Source organism: Isoptericola aurantiacus, from assembly GCF_044769875.1.
Classification (GTDB): domain Bacteria; phylum Actinomycetota; class Actinomycetes; order Actinomycetales; family Cellulomonadaceae; genus Isoptericola; species Isoptericola aurantiacus.
The window spans coordinates 336,558-357,458 of record NZ_JBJBAE010000003.1; the positions used below are offsets into that span (position 1 = coordinate 336,558).

The 20,901-nt window shown below is 74.6% G+C and carries 20 protein-coding genes; 12 read left to right on the forward strand and 8 right to left on the reverse strand.

What is annotated here, in order from left to right; all coding sequences use genetic code 11:
• Window positions 1-99: 99 nt before the first annotated feature.
• The 3 genes from ACIQLL_RS11460 to ACIQLL_RS11470 all read left to right on the forward strand — a co-directional run bounded on the left by ACIQLL_RS11460 (window position 100) and on the right by ACIQLL_RS11470 (window position 4,196).
• A complete protein-coding gene (locus tag ACIQLL_RS11460; protein ID WP_402466940.1) occupies window positions 100-1,692 on the forward strand; it encodes a Na+/H+ antiporter in 1,593 nt (530 codons plus the stop codon).
• 104 nt (window positions 1,693-1,796) lie between these two features.
• A complete protein-coding gene (gene msrA, locus ACIQLL_RS11465) occupies window positions 1,797-2,465 on the forward strand; it encodes a peptide-methionine (S)-S-oxide reductase MsrA (protein WP_402466943.1) in 669 nt (222 codons plus the stop codon).
• 165 nt (window positions 2,466-2,630) lie between these two features.
• Window positions 2,631-4,196 carry an ATP-dependent DNA ligase gene (locus ACIQLL_RS11470; protein ID WP_402466945.1) on the forward strand — a complete coding sequence of 522 codons (1,566 nt, stop codon included), beginning with the start codon at window positions 2,631-2,633 and terminating at the stop codon, window positions 4,194-4,196.
• Window positions 4,197-4,257: 61 nt separating this feature from the next.
• On the opposite strand, the gene ACIQLL_RS11475 is transcribed toward ACIQLL_RS11470, so the two are convergent.
• The gene (locus ACIQLL_RS11475) at window positions 4,258-5,181 is read right to left on the reverse strand and encodes a LysR substrate-binding domain-containing protein (RefSeq protein ID WP_402466947.1); all 924 of its coding nucleotides are present in this window, start codon (window positions 5,179-5,181) and stop codon (window positions 4,258-4,260) included.
• Between the two features lie 93 nt (window positions 5,182-5,274).
• On the opposite strand from ACIQLL_RS11475, the gene ACIQLL_RS11480 reads away from it, so the two are divergent.
• Window positions 5,275-5,655: a DUF5997 family protein gene (locus tag ACIQLL_RS11480; RefSeq protein ID WP_402466949.1), complete on the forward strand. Its 381-nt coding sequence runs from the start codon at window positions 5,275-5,277 to the stop codon at window positions 5,653-5,655.
• A gap of 71 nt (window positions 5,656-5,726) precedes the next feature.
• Here ACIQLL_RS11480 and ACIQLL_RS11485 read toward each other — a convergent pair whose 3' ends face one another.
• The gene (locus ACIQLL_RS11485) at window positions 5,727-6,050 is read right to left on the reverse strand and encodes a SelT/SelW/SelH family protein (RefSeq protein WP_402466951.1); all 324 of its coding nucleotides are present in this window, start codon (window positions 6,048-6,050) and stop codon (window positions 5,727-5,729) included.
• Between the two features lie 22 nt (window positions 6,051-6,072).
• Here ACIQLL_RS11485 and ACIQLL_RS11490 point away from each other — a divergent pair, with 22 nt between their 5' ends.
• From ACIQLL_RS11490 to ACIQLL_RS11505, 4 genes are all read left to right on the forward strand, one after another.
• Entirely contained in the window at window positions 6,073-7,299 is a 1,227-nt protein-coding gene (locus tag ACIQLL_RS11490) for a class I SAM-dependent methyltransferase (protein ID WP_402466953.1), read from the forward strand.
• A 93-nt stretch (window positions 7,300-7,392) separates the two neighbouring features.
• Window positions 7,393-8,265 (forward strand): hypothetical protein, encoded by an 873-nt coding sequence (locus tag ACIQLL_RS11495; RefSeq protein ID WP_402466954.1) that lies wholly within the window; start codon window positions 7,393-7,395, stop codon window positions 8,263-8,265.
• A gap of 28 nt (window positions 8,266-8,293) precedes the next feature.
• The gene (locus ACIQLL_RS11500) at window positions 8,294-10,411 is read left to right on the forward strand and encodes a sensor histidine kinase (RefSeq protein WP_402466956.1); all 2,118 of its coding nucleotides are present in this window, start codon (window positions 8,294-8,296) and stop codon (window positions 10,409-10,411) included.
• Window positions 10,395-11,087 (forward strand): response regulator, encoded by a 693-nt coding sequence (locus ACIQLL_RS11505; RefSeq protein WP_402466959.1) that lies wholly within the window; start codon window positions 10,395-10,397, stop codon window positions 11,085-11,087. Before ACIQLL_RS11500 ends, ACIQLL_RS11505 begins: the two co-directional genes overlap by 17 nt.
• Before the next feature lie 11 nt (window positions 11,088-11,098).
• On the opposite strand, the gene ACIQLL_RS11510 is transcribed toward ACIQLL_RS11505, so the two are convergent.
• Window positions 11,099-11,500 (reverse strand): FKBP-type peptidyl-prolyl cis-trans isomerase, encoded by a 402-nt coding sequence (locus ACIQLL_RS11510; protein WP_402466961.1) that lies wholly within the window; start codon window positions 11,498-11,500, stop codon window positions 11,099-11,101.
• Window positions 11,501-11,561: 61 nt separating this feature from the next.
• Entirely contained in the window at window positions 11,562-12,512 is a 951-nt protein-coding gene (locus tag ACIQLL_RS11515; RefSeq protein WP_402466963.1) for a LysR substrate-binding domain-containing protein, read from the reverse strand.
• An 83-nt stretch (window positions 12,513-12,595) separates the two neighbouring features.
• Between ACIQLL_RS11515 and ACIQLL_RS11520 the strand changes: the two genes are divergently transcribed.
• Entirely contained in the window at window positions 12,596-13,603 is a 1,008-nt protein-coding gene (locus ACIQLL_RS11520; RefSeq protein WP_402466965.1) for a DMT family transporter, read from the forward strand.
• A gap of 4 nt (window positions 13,604-13,607) precedes the next feature.
• Here the strand turns inward: ACIQLL_RS11520 and ACIQLL_RS11525 are convergent, their stop codons facing one another.
• From ACIQLL_RS11525 to ACIQLL_RS11535, 3 genes are read right to left on the reverse strand one after another with little or no spacing between them, the layout of a single operon-like run.
• Entirely contained in the window at window positions 13,608-14,978 is a 1,371-nt protein-coding gene (locus ACIQLL_RS11525) for an RNA polymerase sigma factor (RefSeq protein WP_402466968.1), read from the reverse strand.
• Entirely contained in the window at window positions 14,975-15,397 is a 423-nt protein-coding gene (locus tag ACIQLL_RS11530; protein WP_402466970.1) for a YciI family protein, read from the reverse strand. The genes ACIQLL_RS11525 and ACIQLL_RS11530 overlap by 4 nt, the downstream gene beginning before the upstream one ends.
• 31 nt (window positions 15,398-15,428) lie before the next feature.
• A complete protein-coding gene (locus tag ACIQLL_RS11535; RefSeq protein WP_402466972.1) occupies window positions 15,429-15,857 on the reverse strand; it encodes a YciI family protein in 429 nt (142 codons plus the stop codon).
• Window positions 15,858-16,029: 172 nt separating this feature from the next.
• Here ACIQLL_RS11535 and ACIQLL_RS11540 point away from each other — a divergent pair, with 172 nt between their 5' ends.
• The 3 genes from ACIQLL_RS11540 (at window position 16,030) to ACIQLL_RS11550 (ending at window position 19,473) form a co-directional block, all read left to right on the forward strand.
• A complete protein-coding gene (locus tag ACIQLL_RS11540; protein ID WP_402466974.1) occupies window positions 16,030-16,866 on the forward strand; it encodes an alpha/beta fold hydrolase in 837 nt (278 codons plus the stop codon).
• The gene (locus ACIQLL_RS11545) at window positions 16,859-17,452 is read left to right on the forward strand and encodes a TetR/AcrR family transcriptional regulator (protein WP_402466977.1); all 594 of its coding nucleotides are present in this window, start codon (window positions 16,859-16,861) and stop codon (window positions 17,450-17,452) included. Before ACIQLL_RS11540 ends, ACIQLL_RS11545 begins: the two co-directional genes overlap by 8 nt.
• Before the next feature lie 104 nt (window positions 17,453-17,556).
• Window positions 17,557-19,473, forward strand: coding sequence for a glycoside hydrolase family 15 protein (locus ACIQLL_RS11550; RefSeq protein WP_402466979.1), 1,917 nt, complete (start codon window positions 17,557-17,559; stop codon window positions 19,471-19,473).
• 497 nt (window positions 19,474-19,970) lie between these two features.
• Here ACIQLL_RS11550 and ACIQLL_RS11555 read toward each other — a convergent pair whose 3' ends face one another.
• The gene (locus tag ACIQLL_RS11555; protein ID WP_402466982.1) at window positions 19,971-20,810 is read right to left on the reverse strand and encodes a Bax inhibitor-1/YccA family protein; all 840 of its coding nucleotides are present in this window, start codon (window positions 20,808-20,810) and stop codon (window positions 19,971-19,973) included.
• Between the last annotated feature and the right edge of the window lie 91 nt (window positions 20,811-20,901).

Consider the following 20,901-nt stretch of genomic DNA (forward strand, 5'->3'; position numbering starts at 1 on the left):
GCCGCGGCTCGCCCTTCCGTGCGCCTGCGGCGTGCACCGCGACCTCGCGACGGGCAGACTGTGCGCGTCCACCCTCGTCGCACGCCGGGAGCCCACCTCATGTCCTCCGTCGCCCTGTGGGGTCTGGTCCTCGCGGGTCTGGTGGTGCTGACACCGCTCGCCGACAAGATCCGGGTACCCCTGCCGGTCCTGCTGACGATCTTCGGCATCGCCCTGCCCCTGGTTCCCGGCACCCCCGGCCTGTCGATCGACCCGGAGCTCGTGCTGCCGATCGTGCTGCCGCCCCTGCTGTTCGCGGCCACGCAGCGGTCCACCGCCCGGGAGTTCAAGGACCAGGCCCGCCCGATCCTGCTCACCGCGGTCGGACTGACGATCGCCTCGGCCGCGGTCGTCGCCGTCGTCGCGCACGCCGCCGGCGTCCCGTGGGCCGTGGCCTGGGTGCTGGGCGCGATCGTGGCGCCCCCCGACCCGGTCGCGGCGACGGCGGTGGCCCGGCGGCTGCGGCTGCCCGGACGGGTCGTGACGGTCCTCGAGGGCGAGGGCATGTTCAACGACGCCACCGCGCTGGTCATGTACCACGTGGCGGTGGCCGCCGTGGTCGCAGGGTCCGTGACCGCCGGGGAGGTCGGGCTCGACCTGCTGCTCGCCGTCGTCGTCGGCATCGGGCTGGGGCTCGCGCTGGGCTGGGTCGGGCACCTCGTGCTGGGCCGGATCCGGGTGCCCGCCGCGGAGACCACGATCACGCTGGCGCTGCCGTTCGCCGCCTATCTCCTGGCGGAGGAGCTGTACGGGTCCGGGGTCCTCGCCGTCCTCACCCTCGGCCTGCTGCTGCGCGACGTGTCGCACACGTCGGTGACCTCGGGCGGGTGGCTGCTGGGCCGGTCGGTGTGGGAGTACCTCGACTACCTCATCACCGGCGTCGTGTTCATCCTCATCGGGTTCGAGCTGACGTCCGTCCTGGACGACAACCCCGTCGCCGCCTCCACGCTCCCCCTGGCGCTCGCCGTCGTCGGTCTGCTGGTGGCGCTGCGGTTCGCCTGGATGTTCCCGGCGGTGTGGCTGGTGGAGCGCGGGATGGCTGCCCGCGCGGTGCGCCAGGGCGTGCCGGAGGCGGTGGCCGGCGTCGGGGCGTTCACGCAGCGCGAGACCACGGTGATGTCCTGGGCGGGGATGCGCGGCGTCGTCTCGGTCGCGTCCGCGCTCGCGCTGCCCCACCTGGTCGACGGCGGCGGCGACTTCCCGCACCGCAGCACCGTCGTGTTCGTGGGGCTCGTCGTCGTGCTCGTCACGCTGGTGCTCCAGGGGCTGACCCTGGCCCCGGTGGTGCGGCGGCTCGGCGTCGGCAGCACGGTGGACGAGACCGCGGAGGTGGCGCGGCTGCGGGAGGAGGCCACCCGGGCGGCGCTCGAGGCGGTCCGCGCCCGCGACGACGTCCCGGAACCGGTGCGCGACGCCGTCGCCCTGCAGTACGAGGGGTATCTCACCGCGCAGCTCGCCCTGTCCGAGGCCCGGGCGGCCGGTGCGGACACCGAGGACCGCTACGGGGAGCTGGTCGACGCCCTGCTGGCCGACGCCGTCGAGGTGGAGCGCGGCGTCGTCATCCGGGCCCGCAGCGAGGGGCTGGCCAGCCCGCACGTGGCGGACGAGGTGCTGGCCGACGTCGAGGCCCGCGCCGTGCGCGATCTCGACTGATCACGGGGTCCGGCGGCGACGTCGGAACACCGGACGGTCCCGCGTCGTTGCGCAGGGTGCAGGGCCGGCAGACCGGCCTCGCAGGCACTCCAGGAGGCGACGCGATGTTCGAGAACCTGTTCGGCGGCGGCAAGACCACGATGGTGGCGCCCGAGGACGCACTGCCCGGCCGCGAGTCGCCGATCCTGCCGGCCCCCCGCCCGCACACGGTGCTCGGCACCTCGCTGACCGGCCCGTGGGCGCCCGGCACCCGCGTGCTGTACCTCGCGATGGGCTGCTTCTGGGGCGCCGAGGAGATCTACTGGCAGGTCCCCGGTGTGGTGAGCACCGCCGTCGGCTACATGGGCGGCACGACGCCGAACCCCACCTACGAGGAGGTGTGCTCGGCCCGCACCGGTCACACCGAGACGGCCCTGGTGGCGTACGACCCCGCGGTCGTGTCCGAGGAGGAGCTGCTGCGGATCTTCTGGGAGCGGCACGACCCGACCCAGGGCTTCCGGCAGGGCAACGACGTCGGCACGCAGTACCGCTCGGGCGTGTACTGGACGACGCCGGAGCAGGCGGAGGCCGTCCGGGCGACCGCGGCCCGCTACGGCGAGGTGCTGGCCGCGAAGGGCTACGACCCGATCACCACGGACATGCGGCCCGCGGCCGAGGCCGGTCCGTTCTTCTACGCGGAGGACTACCACCAGCAGTACCTGTCCGACGCGAAGAACCCGCACGGCTACCGCTGCCACGCGACGACCGGGGTGCCGTTCCCCGACGCCGCCTGACGGCCGCGGCGTCGGCCGACGTCGGGATTCCTCAGCCTTCAGCGGGCTGAACCATGAGGATGCGCGACGCCGGTCCCGGCCGGCGTCGGGATTCCTCAGCCTTCGCCCGCCTGAAGCGTGAGGATTCGCGACGCCGATGTCGGTGGGTCCTGCGAGGATCGAGGGGTGCTGCTCGCCGAGCTCGTCGAGACCCACACCGCGCTCTCCGCGACGCGGTCGCGGCTGCGCAAGCGCGAGCTGCTGTCCCAGGCGCTCCGGGCGGCCGCGGCCCCCGGCGACCGGGACGGCCCCGAGGGCGACGAGATCGAGATCGTGGCCTCGTACCTGTCCGGGCGGCACCGCCAGCGCCGCACCGGGCTGGGCCGCCGGTCGCTGGCCGAGGCGCCCCCGGCCGCCGACGCCCCCGGCCTGACCCCCGTCGCCGTCGACGACGCCCTGGAGACCCTGTCGCACCTCGCCGGGCCCGGGTCGCAGACGGCTCGCGCCACGGCGGTCACCGACCTGTTCTCCCGAGCGACCGCCGCCGAGCAGCGGTTCCTGCGCGACCTGATCCTCGGCGAGCTGCGGCAGGGCGCCCTGGACTCGTTGCTCCTGGACGCCATCGCCGCGGCGGCCGACGTCCCGGTGCGGGTGGTCCGCCGCGCAGCGATGTTCAGCGCCCTGTCCGGCCCGATCGCGCGGGCGGCGCTCACCGGCGGCACCGCGAGCCTGGACGGGTTCCGGCTCGAGGTCGGCCGCCCGGTCCGGCCGATGCTCGCCTCGTCCGCGCCCGACGTCGCCGGAGGCCTGGAGCGGTTCGACGGCGAGGTGGCCGCCGACGTCAAGCTGGACGGCATCCGTGTCCAGGTGCACGTCACCGGCGGCGACGTCACCGTGTTCACGCGGTCGCTCGACGACATCACCGAGCGGTTGCCCGAGGTCGTCGCCGTCGCCCGCTCCCTGGACGTGCGCGCCGCCGTGCTCGACGGCGAGGCCCTCGCGCTGGACGACGACGGCCGCCCCCGTCCGTTCCAGGACACCGCGGCGCGCACGGGCACGCACGACGCCGAGCCCGACGCGCTCCCCCTGACCGTCCGGTTCTTCGACCTGCTGCACCTGGACGGCACCGACCTGATCGACTCCCCGGCGCGGGACCGGCTGGCGGCGCTGGACCACGCGGCCGGACCGGACGCCGTCGTGCCCCGCGTGACGTCCACGGAGGCGACGACGGTCCAGGAGTTCTTCGAGGCGACGGTGGCACAGGGGCACGAGGGCCTGGTCCTCAAGGACCTCGACGCCCCGTACGACGCCGGTCGCCGCGGCGCCGCGTGGGTCAAGGTCAAGCCGCGGCACACGCTCGACCTCGTGGTGCTCGCCGTCGAACGAGGCTCGGGGCGCCGCCAGGGGTGGCTGTCGAACATCCACCTCGGCGCCCGGGACCCGGCCGGCGGCTTCGTCATGCTCGGCAAGACGTTCAAGGGGATGACCGACGAGATGCTCGCCTGGCAGACCGAGCGCTTCACCGAGCTCGCCGACGGTCCCACCGACGGCTACGTCGTGACGGTCCGCCCCGAGCAGGTGGTCGAGATCGCGTTCGACGGCGTCCAGCGCTCCACCCGCTACCCCGGCGGCGTCGCGCTGCGGTTCGCCCGCGTGCTGCGCTACCGCGACGACAAGCGGCCGGACGAGGCCGACACCCTCCAGACCGTCCGACGCCTCCTGGATCCGCAGGGCACCGACCGCAGCGTGTGACGCCGTCGGGCCGCCCCGCACTGCGTGCGACGGGCTCGGTGCCCGCCGCACCGCCGGCACCTCACCGCCGCCCGCGGCCGCCCGTCCGGCCGCCCCGCCCGGACGACCCCTTGCCCGGCCGGCCGCCCCGGCCGGTGGTCCCGCCCCGACCACGCCCGCTGCGGCGCTCCTCGGCCGGCGGGCGACCCGCGCGACCGCCCCCGGCCCCCCGGCCCCGAGGCTCCGTCGGGCCTCCCGCCGTCGCCCCCTCGGCGCCACCGCGCCCCCGCGAGCTGTTGACCGTCCGCCCCCGCACGATGCCGACCATCTCCTCGACGAGCACGGCCGTCTCCGCGGAGAGGCCGTCGCGCAGCCAGACGAGCCCCACCGGAGCCTCCGGCCCGCCGTCGAGCACCCGGTGCACCACGTCCTTGCGGTGGTGGAGCCGCGCCAGGGACATCGGCACCACGACCATCCCGACCCCGGTCGCCGCCCACTCGACGGCCTCGGCCGTCGTCCGGGGGCGCAGTCCGTCGGCCAGTTCCGGGTCCGGCGATGTCGGCGCCCGCCCGGGCACCGGCCGACCGTCGGTGAACAGCACGTCGTCGGCCGGCAGCCAGGTGACGTCGTCCGCCTCGTCGAGGTCCGCCGCCGTGAGGTGCTCGGACTCCTCGGTGGCGGCGAGCAGGTGGTCGCGGGAGACGACGACGACCGGCACCTCGGTGTACAGCTCGATGGCGTGGAACACGTCCTTGTCGACGGGCAGCCGTCCGATCGCGGCGTCGACGTCCCCGGCCCGCAGTGCCGTGGCGACGTCGGCCGCGGGCACCGGCACCAGGTCCAGGGGCACGTCACGCAGTCGCTGCTCCCACGTACGGGCCCACCGGCCCGGCGTCGCGCCCGGGACGTAGGCCAGGCGGAACCGCGGCCCGGTGTCCTCGGCCGGTGCGCCGTCGTCGGGTCCGGGACCGTCCGGGCCGGGCGCGGGGGGTGTGTCGTCGCTCACGGGACCAGGCTACGGGGCCGCACCCGGCCCGCCGACGGCGCGGCGACCGCCCGCAGGACGGCGGCGGCGTCGGGGCACGTCTAGGCTGGGCCCATGGCCGGAACCCCCTTCTCCCAGCAGGTCCTCAAGCCCATGAACGCCGCGAAGAAGCTCGGGGTGCACCTGCCGGCCACGCCGGCGGAGTTCCAGGCGCACGGCATCACGCGCGCGGAGCTCACCGCGCTCGAGGAGAACCCTCCGCAGTGGCTCTCCGACCTGCGGCGCCACGGCCCGCACCCCCGGCCCGTCGTGGCCGGGCGGCTCGGCATCTCCATCGGCGGCCTGGCCCGCGGCGGGGTCACGGAGCCGCTGACCACCGAGCAGATCGAGGAGCTGCGCGAGGACCCGCCCGAGTGGCTCGTCCGCGAGCGCGAGACGGCCGCCAAGGTGCGCGCCGAGGAGGAGCGGATCGCGGAGGAGCGCGAGGCGCACTGATCTCGTTCGGCACTCGCGGCTTCGCTCGGCAGCTCCGGAGTGCCGATCGAAACCGCGAGTGCCGAACGAAGCTACTCGCCGGACGCGACCCGGTCGGTGTGCCCCAGCGCGAGGTCCGGTGCCACGGCGTCGCGGACCGCGATCTTCAGCGGCGGGATCTCCGGGAAGCCGCCCTCGGCCTTGCGGTCCCACAGCAGCACCGGCTCCTCACCCGGGGCCCGGACCAGCTCGACGCGGAACACCCCGCCCGTGCCCGGCACCAGCGCCACCTCGCCGATCCGGGTGCGGAAGGTCTGCAGCAGCTCCTGGGCCACCCACGCCGCCCGCATCAGCCAGCGGCACTGCGTGCAGTAGGTGATGGTCACACGGGCCTCGGACGACGTGGCTTCGGTCATGCGCCCAGACTACGGTCGGGGGGTGACCTCCCCCGCTGCCCTGCCGCCGTCGCTGACCGCCGTGCTCGACCGGCTCCTGCCCTGGCCCGACGACGGCACCCGCGCCGACGCACCGGTCGCCGTCGACGCCACCGACCGGCTGCTGCTGGCCGAGGCGGCGGCCCTGGTCCCGGGCGCCGGGCCGGCCGGCGTCGTCGTCCTCGGCGACCGGTTCGGCGCGCTGTCCGTGGGCGCGCTCACCCTCGGCGCCGAGCGCGTGCGCAGCCACACCGACGCCGTCGACGCCGAGGCAGCGGTCGCGCACAACGCCGCGCGGGCGCTCGGCGGCCCGCAGGACGCCGACCGGATCACCACCTCCGGCGCCCTGGACCCCGCCCTGCTGGACGGCGCCCGGCTGGTCCTGCTGCAGCTCCCCAAGGGGCTGGCCGAGCTGACCGAGATCGCCGAGGCCGTGGCGCGGTACGCGTCCGACGACGTCACGCTGCTCGCCGGGGGGCGCGTCAAGCACATGACGCGCGCGATGAACGACGTGCTCGGCGACCGCTTCACCGCGGTGCACGCCACCCTGGCGCGGAGCAAGTCCCGCGCGCTGGTGGCCTCGTCCCCGCGGCCCGAGGCACGCACCGCCGACCCCCTGCACCCGGTCCGCGCACGCCTCACCGACGCCGAGCTGCTCGCCGCCGCCACCCCGACGTCGGGAGGAGAAGCGCCCGGGCACGTCGACGTCGTCGCGCACGGGGCGGTGTTCGCGGGCGCGGCGCTGGACCACGGGAGCCGGTTCCTGCTGAGCACGGCGGCCCGCTGGCCCGGCGCCGAGCGGGTGCGTGACGCCGTCGACCTCGGCTGCGGCTCGGGACTCGTGGCGACCGTCCTGGCGCTGAGGTACCCCGAGGCGCACGTCGTGGCGACCGACAGGTCGGCGGCCGCGGTGGCCTCGACGCGAGCGACCCTGGCGGCGAACGGTGCCACCGCCGGTCTGGACCGCAGCGACGCCGCCGCCGGGCTGCCGGACGCGAGCGCCGACGTCGTGCTCCTGAACCCGCCGTTCCACGACCGGGCGGCCGTGAGCACCGATGCCGCGCACCGCATGTTCGCCGCGGCCGGCCGGATCCTGCGGCCCGGCGGGGAGCTGTGGTGCGTGTACAACACGCGGCTGCGCTTCCGCGGGTCGCTGAACCGTGCCGTCGGCCCCACCGAGCACGTCGCCCAGGACCCGCGCTTCACGGTGACGCGCTCGCGCAAGGCCTGACCAGATCTCCCGGCCCGCCGGGAATCTGCCCCCGTGCTCCCGGGAACTCCCGCTGGGTAGGTTCGCACCGTCCCTCGGAGAGGAAGGCCCGCCATGCACACCACCACCGCACCGGCACCGACCGCTCGTCACGCCCGGAGACGGCGTGCGTTCCGTGTCGTGTCGGTCGTCGTCGCCCTCTGGCTCACCGCCGTCGTGGTCTTCGCCCTGACGGAGGTCGTGCTGATGTGGCTGCCCGAATCCACCGTCACCGTGATCACGGGCGACGACGTGGATCTGGGTGGCGAGCGTCTGCACTACCTCGCCGCCGGCCTCCTGGGGTGGGCGACGCTGCTGCCCGCCTACGCCCAGTGGCGTCGGCCGGAGCGACGCGTCGCCTCGATGCAGCTCCTCTGCGTGGTGGCGGTCGGCTCGTTCGTGGTGTTCGGCAGCACCGGCGACCTCGGACCCGCACTGCTCGAGGAGTGCGCCGTCCTCCTGCCGGTCCTGCTGCTCGCCGCACTGCACCCGCGGGCTCGGGACGTGCTCACGGTGGGCCCGTTCGACCGCGGCCCGCTCGTGCTCGCGCTGGCGGGGGCAGCGGGATGGGCCGCTGTGGCCGTCGCCGCCCTGGTCGGGCAGGTGGAGGCCGGTGCGGACGGGCCGCACTCCCAGCACCGCGCGGCCGTGGCGGTGCTCGGCGTCGTCCTGGGTGCCGCCGCGCTCCTCGGGGCCTCCCGGACCGACGGCCGCGGCCTACCGGCCGGGATCGCCGTCGGCGCGACAGCCGTCGTGGCCGTGCACTCGCTGACCTTCCCCGGGTCAGCCTCCGCGCTCGGCACGACGACGGCGGTGCTCGCCCTCCTCTGGGCGGCGGCCTTCGCCGCGCTGACCGGCCGCGCGGCATCCGGCGTCCGGCGCGGCCAACTCGGGCCCGGCGGCGGTGGCGGGCGAGCATCGGGAGCGCCAGGGTCGACACCGGCATAAAGTGGGACGTCACCGGCCGGAGACAGCGATGACGCAGGACCGACGTTCCATCGACCGCCCGTCGGTACCCTCCCGGGCCGGCGCGGTCGGGCTGCTTGCCGTAGCCGTCGTCGCGGCGGCCACCGCGGGCGGGGTCGCCCTGACGACCGGCGGCACCGACCTGGGCGGCGTCGCGGGAGACCTGTTCGCCCTGACCCTGGCCGTGCTGGGCACGCTGGTGGTCCTGCGCGGCGACCCGGTCCGCTACGGCTGGCTCATGCTCGCCGCCGGGACGACGACGGTGGTGCTGCGCTGCGCCGCGGTCCTCGCGCCGGTGGCGACGGCGGACGACCTGCCGGGCGCTGCGGCCGCCGTCTGGACGCAGGACCTCTTCCCCGTGACGTTCCTGCTGGTGGCGCTGCTGCTGCCCGCACTGTTCCCCGACGGGTCGGCGGCCTCGCCGGGCCGGGGCCGTGCCGTCGTCGTCACAGCCGCCGGCTGGGTGCTGTACGTGGCATGGTTCGCCCTCGTCGAGCGCCCGGCGCAGAACGTGTTCTTCGAGGCGGCCGACCCGCCGCCCAACCCCCTCGGTGTGCTCGAGGTTCCTGACGACGTCCTGGCGGCACTGCTGGGGCCGGTCTGGCTGGTCCTCGTCGTGGCCTCGGTGGTCGTGGCCGTCGGCAGCCTCGTCACCCGGTGGCGCCGGGCGACCGGGACGACGCTGCGACGCCAGATCGCGACCGTCGCGGTCGCATTCGGCGTCGTGCTGGTCCTGACCGCCACGGCGGAGGCGGCCGATGCCGTCGGCGCCACGCTCGGCGTCGGTCTCGGGTTGTCCGCCGTGCTGCACGCGGCGGCGGCCACGGCCGCGATCGCTCTGGCGCTCCTCTGGGGCGCAGCCGTGCTGCGCTACCGGTTGCACGACGTCCCCCGCGGCCTACGGCGCACCGCCGTCTACGGCCTGCTCACCGCGCTGCTGCTGATCGTGTACGCCGGCGTGGTCGCCCTGGCCGCGACGCTCGCCCCGGACCGCCTCCCCGCCGCCGCCCTGCTGGCCGCCGTCGTGGTGGCCGTCCTGGTGGAGCCCGCCCGACGGCGTCTGCAGGCCGTCGTCACCCGCATGCTGTACGGGCAACGGGACGACCCGGTCGCGGTGCTCAGCCGGCTCGGGCGCCACCTGGCCGATGCCGGCACGTCCGAGCAGACCTTGGCCACGATCGTGCGTACCGTCAGCGAGTCGCTGCACCTGGCAGGGGCGGCCGTCGAGGCCACCCACCCCGGCCGGACCGAGGTGCTGGCACACCACGGCGCCCTGGACGAGACGGCCGCGGACGTTGCCCTGCGCGACGCCGGGGAGCTGGTCGGGCACCTCGTCGTCGCTCCACGGCGGCCCGGGGAGGACCTGACGCCCGCCGACCTCGCCCTGCTGGAGAGCGTGGCGGGACCGATCGCCGCGGTGGTCCGATCGGCCCGCCTGACGACCGCGCTGCGCGACTCCCGCGAGCGCCTGGTGGTGGCTCGTGAGGAGGAGCGGCGCCGGATCCGCCGGGACCTGCACGACGGGCTCGGACCGTCCCTGGCCGCCCAGACGTTCCAGCTCGACGAGGCGCTGGCCCTGCTGCCACGCGACCCCGAGCGGGCTGCGCTGGTCGTGACCGCCGTGAAGGAACGCAACCGCGAGCTCGTCGGGCAGGTGCGCCAGGTCGTCGACGAGCTCCGTCCTCGCGCACTGGACGAGCTCGGTCTTGCCGACGCCCTGCGATCCCACGCGGCGCTGCTGGCGGGTGGACGGCTGGACGTCGAGGTCCAGGTCGATCCCGTGCCGCTGCCGGCACTGCCCGCAGCGGTCGAGGCTGCAGCGTTCCACATCGTCCGTGAGGCGGTGACCAACGCCGCCCGGCATGCCTCGGCCGGGGCGTGCCAGGTGTCGCTGCGGGCATCGGGCGGGCATCTGCGGATCTCGGTGCACGACGACGGGCACGGCGTGGCCTCCCGGGCGACGAGCGGTCGTCCGGGAGTAGGTCTGACGAGCATGCGCGAGCGGGCCGAGGAGCTGGGCGGCAGGCTGGAGATCACGCAGCCCGACGGCCTGGAGGTGGTCGCCCGGCTACCGTTGCGTCCGGCGGGCGCACCGGACGACGAGGAGGACGATGTCCGAGGACGCTGACCTGCGGGTGGTCGTGGTGGACGACCACGAGATCTTCCGCGAGGGCCTGGCCGCGCTGCTGGACCGGGCGGCCGGAACGGTGGTGGTGGGAACGGCCGGCTCCGGCGAGGACGCGGTCGGACTCGTCACCAGGGTGCGCCCGGACGTCGTCCTCATGGACATCCGGATGCCCGGGACCAGCGGGATCGACGCGACGCAGCGGATCACGGCCGCACATGCGGACGTCGCCGTGGTGATGCTGACCATGGTGGAGGACGACGACGCCCTGTTCGCCGCGATGCGCGCCGGCGCCGGAGGCTACGTCCTCAAGGGCGCCGACTCCGAGGAGGTCCTGCGGGCGGTGCACGCGGCGGGGCGCGGGGACCTCCTGCTCGGATCGCAGGTGGCCCGGCGGCTGGGTGGGATGTTCCGCGCGGCACCGGGCAGCGTTCCGACGGTGACGCCGTTCCCGGGACTGACCGGCCGCGAACGCGAGGTGCTCGACCTCGTGGCGTCCGGTCTCTCCAACGCGGTGATCGCACGGCGGCTGGACGTCTCGGTCAAGACGGTCGCCAACCACGTCTCGAACGTGCTGGTCAAGCTCCAGGTTCCGGACCGGCCGCAGGCGATCGTCGCCGCCCGCCGAGCGGGGCTCGGGGGCGACGACGGGCAGGCTGCGGCGGACCGTCCGGGGTGATCCGGCTCAGCTCACTTGACGTCGACGACGTCCACGACGAACACGAGGGTGGCGCCGCCGGGGATGCCGGCCTGCGGGACGCCCCGCTGGCCGTAGCCGTGCTCGGCGGGGATGGACAGCAGGACGCGGTCACCGACGTTGCGGCCAACGAGCCCCTTGTCCCAGCCACCGATGACGGCGCCGACGCCGATCGGGAAGTCGATGGTCTGGCCGCGGTCCCAGGAGTTGTCGAAGACGTCGCCGCCCCAGGTCTGGCCGAGGTAGTTCACGACGATGGTGCGGCCGGCGTCCACGACGGGGCCGGTGCCCTCGGCCAGGACCTGCACCTGCAGGCCGGCGGGGGCCTCCCCCTCGGGGAAGGTGATCTCGGGCTTGTCGCCGTAGGAACCGGAAGCGGTGGGCAGCGTGGTCACAGGGGTACCTCACGAGAGCTCGGGGAGCCGGCGGCGGTGCGCCGGCGGGTGCCGGACCAGCCTACGGCGTCGCCGCGGGCACACCAGCGGTCGGGAGGGTGCGGCGCGGTCCGGCGCCGGGGCGTCCCGCCGCCACGGCGTCCTGCAGGGACTCGACGGCGGCCCGGGCGGCGGGCGTGCGGGCGACGGCGTCGCGCACCACGACGAAGATCGACCGGACGGGCTCGGGGCGGACGACGGAGACGGAGGCCGTCCCGGGCGGCAGGTCGACGGCGCCGAGGGCGGGCAGCACGGTGATGCCGACGCCGGCCCGCACCATCGCGATCGCCGTCGGGTAGTCGTGGGCCTCGACGTCGAACCTCGGGCTGAACCCGGCGGCGGTGCACGCCTCGAGCAGGTTGCGGCGGCACCAGCCGCGGGCGAAGTCGTTGTCGATCCACCGCTCGGTCGCGAGGTCGGCGAGGTCGACCTCCGCCGCGGCGGCCCGGGGGTGGTCGGCCGGCACGACGGCGCGGTAGGGGTCGTCCAGGAGGTGGTGCGCCACGAACCCCGCCCCGGCGCGGAACCCCGTCTGCGCGACGGCCACCTGGAGGTCGGGGCGGGCGTCGGGGTCGTCGGCGATCTGCTCGCTGAGCGTCAGGTCGAGCCGGACGCCGGGGAAGTCGGCGGTCAGTCGCCGCACCACGCGCGGGAGCCAGGCCGCCCCGACCGAGGCGAAGTAGGCGATGGACAGCCTCCCGGTCCGGCCGGAGCGCAGGTCGGCGACGACGGCCTCGGCCTCGCCGAGCCGCGCCAGGACCCGGTCGGCCTGGGCGGCGACCTCGAGTCCGGCGGCGGTGGGCCGCACGCCCCGGCCGGCGCGTTCGAGGAGGGTCAGGCCGGTCTCCCGCTGCAGCGCGGTGACGTGCTGGCTCACGGCGGACGGGGTGTAGCCGAGGTTGCTCGCCGCCGCGGCGACCGAGCCGCTGGCCACGACGGAGCGGAAGATGCGCAGGCGGTGGACGTCGAGCATGGGGTCGATCATACAGTCGCACTGAATCCTTCAGCAGAAACGTGAACTGGTGCTGATGCGTCGCGCCAGGGCACGATCACCGCATGACGACCACGACCGCACCCGTCCCCTGCGAGCAGCCCGCGCCGGCACCCGCCCCGACGTCGGCCCCGCGCCGCCCCGCGCTCGTCGTGGCGGCGATGACCACGACGATCCTGCTGTGGGCCTCGGCGTTCATCGGCATCCGCGCGGTCGCCCACGACCTCGACCCCGGGCCGCTCACGCTCGGTCGCGTCGCGGTCGGGACGCTCACCCTCACGGTCCTGGTCGGGATCGCGCGCCACCGGCGCCTCACCCGCGGTCGGCCCGTCGGGCGGCTCCCCCGCGGCCGCACCCTCGCGGTGGTCGCGGCGTGGGGCGTCGCCTGGTTCGGCGGCTACAACGTGGCCCTCAACGCCGCCGAGCAGCACCTCGACGCCGGCACCACGGCGATGCTGATCAACCTCGCACCCGTGCTCATCGCCGTCCTCGCCGGGCTCCTGCTGGGCGAGGGGTTCCCCCGTCGCCTGCTGACGGGGATGGGCGTCGCCCTGGCCGGCGTCGTCCTCATCGCGCTCGCCACCTCGAACGGGCGCTTCGACGCCGCCGGAGTGGTGCTCGCCCTGGTCGCCGCGCTGTTGTACGCCGGGTCCGCCGTGCTGCAGAAGCGAATCCTGCCCGGCCTGGACGCCCTGACCATGACCTGGATCGGCTGCGCCGCCGGGACCCTCGCCGCACTGCCGTTCCTGCCTGCCCTCGTCACCCAGCTCGCCGCGGCACCGGCAGCGGTTGCCGTCGGGGTCGTCTACCTGGGCGTGTTCCCCACGGCGATCGCGTTCAGCACCTGGGGGTACGTCCTGGCGCGCACGGACGCCGGGCGGACCGCCGCGAGCGCCTACGCCATCCCGCCGCTGACGGTGCTGCTGTCCTGGATCCTGCTCGACGAGGTGCCGCCTCCGGTGGCGCTGGCCGGCGGGGCGCTCGCCCTGGCCGGCGTCGCCGTCGCCACGCTCCCCCGCCGGACGCGCCGCGCCGGCAGCTCCGGTGCGCGGCAGCCCACGGGCCTGGCCTGAGCGGTCAGCGCAGCGCCGCGGCCTTGGCCGCCAGCACCCCGCGCTCGCGGTCGTTGCCGCAGAGGCGGGCGGCCAGCTCCAGCTCGGCGCGGGCCTCGTCGCGCCGTCCGAGCCGGGACAGCAGCTCGCCGCGCACGCTCGGCAGCAGGTAGGTGCCGGAGAGCACCTCCTGGGCGACCAGGTCGTCGACGATCTCCAGCGCGGCCGCCGGGCCGGCGGCCATGGACACCGCCACCGCCCGGTTGAGCTCCACCACGGGTGAGGGCGCCACCTGGCCGAGCGCCTCGTACAGCACGACGATGCGCTCCCAGTCGGTGTCCTGCACGGACCGGGCGACGGCGTGCTGCTCGGCGATCGCGGCCTGCAACCCGTACGGTCCGAGGCCGCGCCCGGCGCCGACCGCCTGGGCGAGCGCGGCCCGGCCCCTCCGGATCGCGCCCGTGTCCCAGCGCCGCCGGTCCTGGTCGGCCAGCAGCACGGGTTCGCCGTCCGGTCCCGTGCGCGCGGGGAACCGCGCGGCGGTGAGCTCCAGCAGGGCGAGAAGACCGGCAACCTCGGGCTCGCGCGGCACCAGCCGCCGCAGCACGCGCGCCAGGCGGATCGCCTCGGACGCCAGGTCCGTGCGCATCCAATCGCTGCCCGACGACGCCGTGGCCCCCTCGGTGAAGATCACGTACAGCACGTTGAGCACCGAGCCCAGGCGCTCGGGCCGGTCCGCCGCGGTCGGCACCTCGAACGGGACCCGCGCGGCGCCGAGCGTCCTCTTGGCCCGGGTGATGCGGGCCTGGACCGTGGCACGCGTCACCAGGAAGGCCTGAGCGATCTCGTCGCTGGACAGCCCGGCCACGACCCGCAGCGTGAGCGCCACGCGCGCCTCCTTGGACAGCACCGGGTGGCAGGCGGTGAAGATCAGCGCGAGCCGGTCGTCCTCGATCCGGTCCGGGTCCCACAGCAGGTCCGCCTCACCGGTGTCCGACGGCGGCACCCCGGCGTGCGCCTGCCCTTCGGCCAGGTCGCGGCCCAGCGCGGCATACCGGTCGTCACGCCCGGCACGACGGCGGAACGCGTCGATCGCCCGGCGCCGTGCGGTGGTCAGCAGCCACGCCGTGGGGTCCCGCGGCCGGCCGTCGCGCGGCCAGGCCACCAGAGCCTCGGCGAGCGCCTCGGACGCCACGTCCTCGGCCAGAGCGAGATCGCCGGTGTACCGGGCGAGCGCGCCGACGATGCGGGCGGAGTCGATCCGCCACGTCGCCTCGACGGCACGCCGCGCGGCGTCGGGATCCTCGGCGGCCCCGACGCCGCGCCGCTCGTCCGGGGTACCGCCGTCGGACGCCGGAGCGCCCGCCGCGGTGCCGCCGTCGGGCACGCCGCTCATTCCGTCCCGAGCTCCTGGCGCCACTGCTTCTCCTTCTGGATCCACTCGTTGTCCGCCGGGAAGTCGTCCTCGCCGTGCACCCGGCGCACCTCGAGCTTGGTTCCCGGGCCGCTGAGCGGCGCCCGCTTGGCCCACTCGATCGCCTCGTCCTTCGAGGCGACGTCGAGGATCCAGAAGCCGTTGAACAGCTCCTTGGTCTCCCCGTACGGGCCGTCGGTGACCACCGGGGTGTCCCCGGAGAAGTCCACGACGGCCCCCTCCGAGGCGTCCGAGAGACCCTCCCCGGCACTCAGCACCCCGGCGTCCATCATCGACTCGTTGTAGCGACCCATCGCGGCGATGACCTCGGTGAAGTCGATCTCCTCGTAGGCCGCCTGCCCCTCGTCGGTGCCGCGCATGATCAGCATGTACTTGGTCATGATCCGTTCCTCTCCGGTGATGATCGGCAGTTCAGAGCTGACCGGTGCGCTCGCGCCAGGCGCGCTCACGCCGGACCCACGCGTTGTCCTGGGGGAACTCGTCGATCCCGGGGATGCGGCGGATCTCCGCCTTCATGCCCGGACCGGCGAGCGGGGCCTTCTTGGCCCAGGCGACGGCGTCGTCCATGGTGGCGACGTCGAGGATCCAGAAGCCGTTGAACAGCTCCTTGGTCTCCCCGTACGGCCCGTCGGTGGCGACGGGCTCGTCACCGGAGTAGTCGACGACGACGCCGTTCGCCGGGTCGTCGAGTCCGTCCATCGCGACCAGCACACCGGCGTCGATCAGCTCTTCGTTGAACCGGCCCATCGTGGCCAGCATCTCCTCGAAGTCGACCCCGGCGGCGTCGAACGCCTCCTGCGCCTCGTCGGAGGCCCGCATGATCAGCATGTACCTGGCCATCTCTCTCATCTCCCGTGACGGTGGAGGCCCCCGTTCGAGACCTTCTCACCCCCAGGTCGAACGGGACAGCCGAGGATCGACAGGCGGCCCCAGATCGCTCGGCAGGGATCGCGGGGCACGCGGGACGGAGAACCTCTTGCGCCGCAAAGTTAGTAAGCGTAACTTTACGGCTATGCCAGATACCCTGCACTTCCTCGACCGCCCCGACGGGCGCATCGCCTACACCGACGCCGGGGCCGGCCCGCTCGTGGTCGCCGTCCCCGGCATGGGCGACCTGCGCGCCACCTACGACGACCTCGTGCCCGCCCTCCTCGACGCCGGCCACCGCGTCGTGGTGAGCGACCTGCGCGGCCACGGGGACTCCGACACCACCTTCACCACGTTCGGCGACGACGCCACCGGGGCCGACCTGATCGCCCTCGTCCAGCACCTGGACGCCGGGCCGGCCGTGCTCCTGGGCAACTCGATGGGCGCCTCGGCCGCGACGTGGGCGGCCGCCGAGCGCCCCGACCTGGTCCGCGGGCTCGTGCTGATCTCCCCGTTCCTGCGCCAGCCGGGCTCGGCCGCCGCACGCCGCCTCATGCCCCTCGCCTACGCGGCGCTGCTCGCCCGCCCCTGGGGCGCGGCGTTCTGGGCGCGCTACTACACCCGGATCAGCACGGGACGCCGCTCGCCACGTCACGACACCCACGTCGCCGCCGTCCACGACGCGATGCGCGACCCCGCGCACCTGCGCGCGTTCCGTCGCCTCGCCGTCTCCCTCGACCACGAGGTCGTCGAGCGGCGCCTGGACGAGGTCCGCGCGCCGAGCCTCGTCGTCGTCGGGGCCCAGGACCCGGACTTCGCCGACCCCGCCGCCGAGCTCGCCTGGGCCGCCGACGCGCTCGACGGCCGCGCCACCCTGGTGCCGGACACCGGGCACTACCCGCAGCACCAGGCACCGGACGAGGTCGCGGCGTCCGTGCGGGAGTTCCTCGCCCACCTGCCCACCGGTCCGCAGCGTGCCTAGGGCCGGCCTCTCCCGCGAGGCGGTCGTCCGGATCGCCCTGGAGATCGTCGACGACGGCGGGACGGACGGGTTCACGAACCTCTCGCTCGCGCAGGTCGCCGCACGGGCCGGCGTCTCGGCGCCGAGCCTGTACAAGCACGTGCGCTCGCTCGGCGCGCTGCGTCGGGACGTCGCCGTCGTCGCCGTCCGCGAGCTCGACGCCACGATCACCCGCGCCGTCGTCGGCCGCTCCGGACCGGACGCGCTGCGGGGGCTGGCGCACGCCCTGCGGGACCACGCCCGGGCCCACCCGGGCCGGTACGAGGCCACCCAGGTGGCGCCGGACCCCGAGGACCCGGAGGCCGCCGAGCACCGCGCGGTCGCCCAGGACGTGGTGGCCACCATCGCCGCGGCCCTGCGGGGCTTCCGGCTCTCCGAGACCGCCACCATCGACGCCGTCCGCGCCCTGCGCGCCGGCGTCCACGGGTACGTCGTCCTCGAGCTCGCCGGCGGGTTCCGCCTGCCGCAGGACGTCGACCACAGCTTCGACGCGCTGATCGACATGCTCGTCACCGGCATCGAGACCCTCGGCAGCGAGGGACCCTGACAGCGACGGCGCCGCACGGCTCCCACGTCACAACTGTGTGAATCTTCGGACACCACCCCGGTCGGAAGTGGCGTGACGGGCCCCGAGCACCGCAGTCTGGACCCATGACGCTCGACTCCCCGGCACCACCACGGCCCGACGGACGCAGCACCTTCCCGTCGATCGCGGAGTACGCCTTCCTGTCCGACTGCGAGACCAACGCGCTCGTCGCCCCCAGCGGCGCCGTCGAGTGGATGTGCGCCCCACGGCCGGACTCACCCAGCGTCTTCGCCGCGATCCTCGACCGCGGGGCCGGCACCTTCCGGGTCGGGCCGCACGCCGTGCGCGTCCCCGTGGCCCGGCGCTACATCCCGGGCACGCTGATCCTCGAGACCACCTGGCAGACGTCCACCGGCTGGCTCGTCGTGCGGGACGCGATGGTGCTGGGCCCCTGGCACAACGTCGACGAACGGTCCCAGACGCACCGCCGCACGCCCACCGACCACGACGCCGAGCACATCCTGCTGCGGACCGTGAAGTGCGTGTCGGGCACCGTCGACCTCGAGGTCATCTGCTCCCCCATGGCCGACTACGGGCGCCACGAGCCGGAGTGGGAGTACCTCGACGAGGGGTACTCCTCGGTGGTCGCCCGCACCGGCGAGGAGAACCCCGACCTGCGCCTCAGCGCGTCGCTGCGGTTCGGCCTCGAGGGGCGCCGCGCCCAGGCCCGCACCCGCATGGACGCCGGCGACACCCACTTCGTCGCACTGGCCTGGTCACCGCTGCCGGCCCCCGACTCCTTCGCGGAGGCAGCCGAGAAGATGTGGCGCACCGAGCAGTTCTGGCGCGACTGGATCACCCAGGGCTCGTTCCCCGACCACCCGTGGCGCATCTACCTGCAGCGGTCCGCCCTGACGCTCAAGGGCCTCACCTACGCCCCGTCCGGCGCGCTGCTCGCCGCAGCGACGACGTCGCTGCCCGAGACCCCCGGCGGGGAGCGCAACTGGGACTACCGGTACGCCTGGATCCGTGACTCGACGTTCGCCCTGTGGGGCCTGTACACCCTGGGCCTGGACCGGGAGGCGAACGACTTCTTCGCGTTCATCCAGGACGCCTGCCACGACAACAAGCAGCTGCAGATCATGTACGGCGTCGGCGGCGAGGAACAGCTGGACGAGTCGCAGCTGGCCCACCTGTCGGGCTACGAGGGCGCCCAGCCCGTACGGGTCGGCAACGCCGCCTACAACCAGCGTCAGCACGACGTCTGGGGGGCGGTGCTCGACTCGGTGTACCTGCACACGCGCAACCGCGAACAGCTTCCCGAGGCGCTGTGGCCCGTGCTCAAGCGGCAGGTCGAGGAGGCCGCCAAGCACTGGCACCTGCCCGACCGCGGCATCTGGGAGGTGCGCGGCGAGCCGCAGCACTTCACCTCCTCCAAGCTCATGTGCTGGGTGGCGCTCGACCGCGGGGCACGCCTGGCGCGGCTGTACGACGAACCGGACTTCGCCGAGCAGTGGCAGAAGCTCGCCGACGAGATCCACGCCGACATCTGCTCCAAGGGCATCGACGAGCGCGGGGTGTTCACCCAGCGGTACGGCGACGACGCACTCGACGCCTCGCTGCTGCTGATCCCGCTGCTGCGGTTCCTGCCGCCCGACGACGAACGGGTGCGGGCCACCGTGACGGCGATCGCCGAGGAGCTCACCGAGGAAGGGCTCGTGCTGCGCTACCGCACCGACGAGACCGACGACGGCATGTCCGGCGAGGAGGGCACGTTCACGATCTGCTCGTTCTGGCTCGTCTCGGCGCTCAGCGAGATCGGCGAGGTGGAGCAGGCGCGGACCCTGTGCGAGCGCCTGCTGTCCTTCGCGTCCTCGCTGAACCTGTACGCCGAGGAGATCGACCCGCGCACGGGCCGGCACCTCGGCAACTTCCCGCAGGCGTTCACCCACCTGGCGCTGATCAACGCCGTCATGCACGTCATCCGCGCCGAGGAGGAGCCGGGCGACCACCGGGCCTTCCGGACGCCCAGCCGGGCCTGAGCACCGCCGTCGTCCCGCGTCCGTGGCCGCGGACGCGGGCGCGGGCGCGGGCAGCGAGGACGAGCGGGCGGGCGCGGAGACGCGAGGTAGACCACGCCCCTCCCAGGTAGACCATCTCCCCGCGAGGTAGGCACCGCTGTGCCCAGGTAGGCATGGCCGCGCTCGGGTAGGCCACCTCCCGCTGAGGTAGGTCACCTCCTCGCGAAAGGTTGGCCTACCTGGCCACCGGGTCGCCTACCTGGCCGGGGGGTTGCCTACCCCGCCGGAGGGTCGCCTACCCCGCGGGAGGGTCGCCTACGTCGCGGGGTCGTTGCCTACCTCGGCGGAGGGTTGTCTATCTCGCGGGACGGGGACGGCACGACGACGGCCGGGCACCTTCGCGTGAAGGTGCCCGGCCGTCATCGGAGCAGCGAGCGCTACGTCGGTGCGGCGAGTGCTACGCCGCGGCGTGGAGCGCTACCTCGCGAGGACGTCGCCTACCTCGCGGGAGCGGGCGCTCACTCGCGGAAGATCGCCAGCAGGCGCAGGATCTCCAGGTACAGCCAGATGAGCGTGACCATGAGGCCGAACGCAGCCGACCAGGCGAACTTGGCCGGCACGCCGCCCTCGACCCCCCGCTTGATGGCGTCGAAGTCGACCATGAGGGACATCGAGGCCAGGATCACGGCGAAGATGCCGATCGCGATGCCCCAGCCGCCGGAGCGCATGCCCCAGCCCTCGAGCACGCCGGTCCAGGTCAGGACCACGTTCACCAGCGAGAACAGCAGGTAGCCGACCATGCCGAGGAGCAGGAACCGCGTGAACTTCGGGGTCACCCGCACCTTGCCGGAGCTGAACAGCGCCAGCGCCGCCGCGAACACCGACAGCGTCGCCAGGACGGCCTGCCCCACGATGCCGTCGTACGCGGCCTCGTAGAATTCGGAGATGCCCCCGAGGAACAGACCCTGCGCCACCGTGTAGAGGGTGATGAGGACCGGGCTCGGGTTCTTCTTGAAGGCGTTGACCAGACCGAGTACGAGCCCGGCGATCATCCCGATGATCCACAACGCCGGCATCGTGTCGGTGAGCTGCCAGCTCACCGCGCCGACGACGACGAGCAGCGCGAACAGCCCGGTCGTCTTCATGATGACGTCGGTGTAGGTGAGGCGCTTGGTGTCGACCGGCGTGGCCGACGGCGCGTTGTACATGTTCTGCAGCGAGGCGGCGTCTGCGGCCTGGGCACCGTACTGACCGCCCTGGCCGTACCGGCCGCCCTGCGGCGGCGCCGTGGTGGCGCCGCCGGCGCCGCGCCGCGGCTCGCCGAAGACGGCGCTGTTCGAGAAGACGGGGTTGCTCATGAGCTCCTCCTGGTCGCGGCTGCCGGGTGCCCGACGACGGGTCGTCGCGCGGGCAGGGCCGGGTCGCTGGCCGTGGCCATCATCCTAGGCA

Bases quoted from the DNA above. Each gene is read 5' to 3' on its own strand.
- ACIQLL_RS11460 (WP_402466940.1), top strand. From the start codon at position 100: ATGTCCTCCGTCGCCCTGTGGGGTCTGGTCCTCGCGGGTCTGGTGGTG.
- msrA (WP_402466943.1), top strand. From the start codon at position 1,797: ATGTTCGAGAACCTGTTCGGCGGCGGCAAGACCACGATGGTGGCGCCC.
- ACIQLL_RS11480 (WP_402466949.1), top strand. From the start codon at position 5,275: ATGGCCGGAACCCCCTTCTCCCAGCAGGTCCTCAAGCCCATGAACGCC.
- ACIQLL_RS11485 (WP_402466951.1), bottom strand. From the start codon at position 6,050: ATGACCGAAGCCACGTCGTCCGAGGCCCGTGTGACCATCACCTACTGC.
- ACIQLL_RS11495 (WP_402466954.1), top strand. From the start codon at position 7,393: ATGCACACCACCACCGCACCGGCACCGACCGCTCGTCACGCCCGGAGA.
- ACIQLL_RS11500 (WP_402466956.1), top strand. From the start codon at position 8,294: ATGACGCAGGACCGACGTTCCATCGACCGCCCGTCGGTACCCTCCCGG.
- ACIQLL_RS11505 (WP_402466959.1), top strand. From the start codon at position 10,395: ATGTCCGAGGACGCTGACCTGCGGGTGGTCGTGGTGGACGACCACGAG.
- ACIQLL_RS11515 (WP_402466963.1), bottom strand. From the start codon at position 12,512: ATGCTCGACGTCCACCGCCTGCGCATCTTCCGCTCCGTCGTGGCCAGC.
- ACIQLL_RS11520 (WP_402466965.1), top strand. From the start codon at position 12,596: ATGACGACCACGACCGCACCCGTCCCCTGCGAGCAGCCCGCGCCGGCA.
- ACIQLL_RS11525 (WP_402466968.1), bottom strand. From the start codon at position 14,978: ATGAGCGGCGTGCCCGACGGCGGCACCGCGGCGGGCGCTCCGGCGTCC.
- ACIQLL_RS11530 (WP_402466970.1), bottom strand. From the start codon at position 15,397: ATGACCAAGTACATGCTGATCATGCGCGGCACCGACGAGGGGCAGGCG.
- ACIQLL_RS11535 (WP_402466972.1), bottom strand. From the start codon at position 15,857: ATGGCCAGGTACATGCTGATCATGCGGGCCTCCGACGAGGCGCAGGAG.
- ACIQLL_RS11540 (WP_402466974.1), top strand. From the start codon at position 16,030: ATGCCAGATACCCTGCACTTCCTCGACCGCCCCGACGGGCGCATCGCC.
- ACIQLL_RS11550 (WP_402466979.1), top strand. From the start codon at position 17,557: ATGACGCTCGACTCCCCGGCACCACCACGGCCCGACGGACGCAGCACC.
- ACIQLL_RS11555 (WP_402466982.1), bottom strand. From the start codon at position 20,810: ATGAGCAACCCCGTCTTCTCGAACAGCGCCGTCTTCGGCGAGCCGCGG.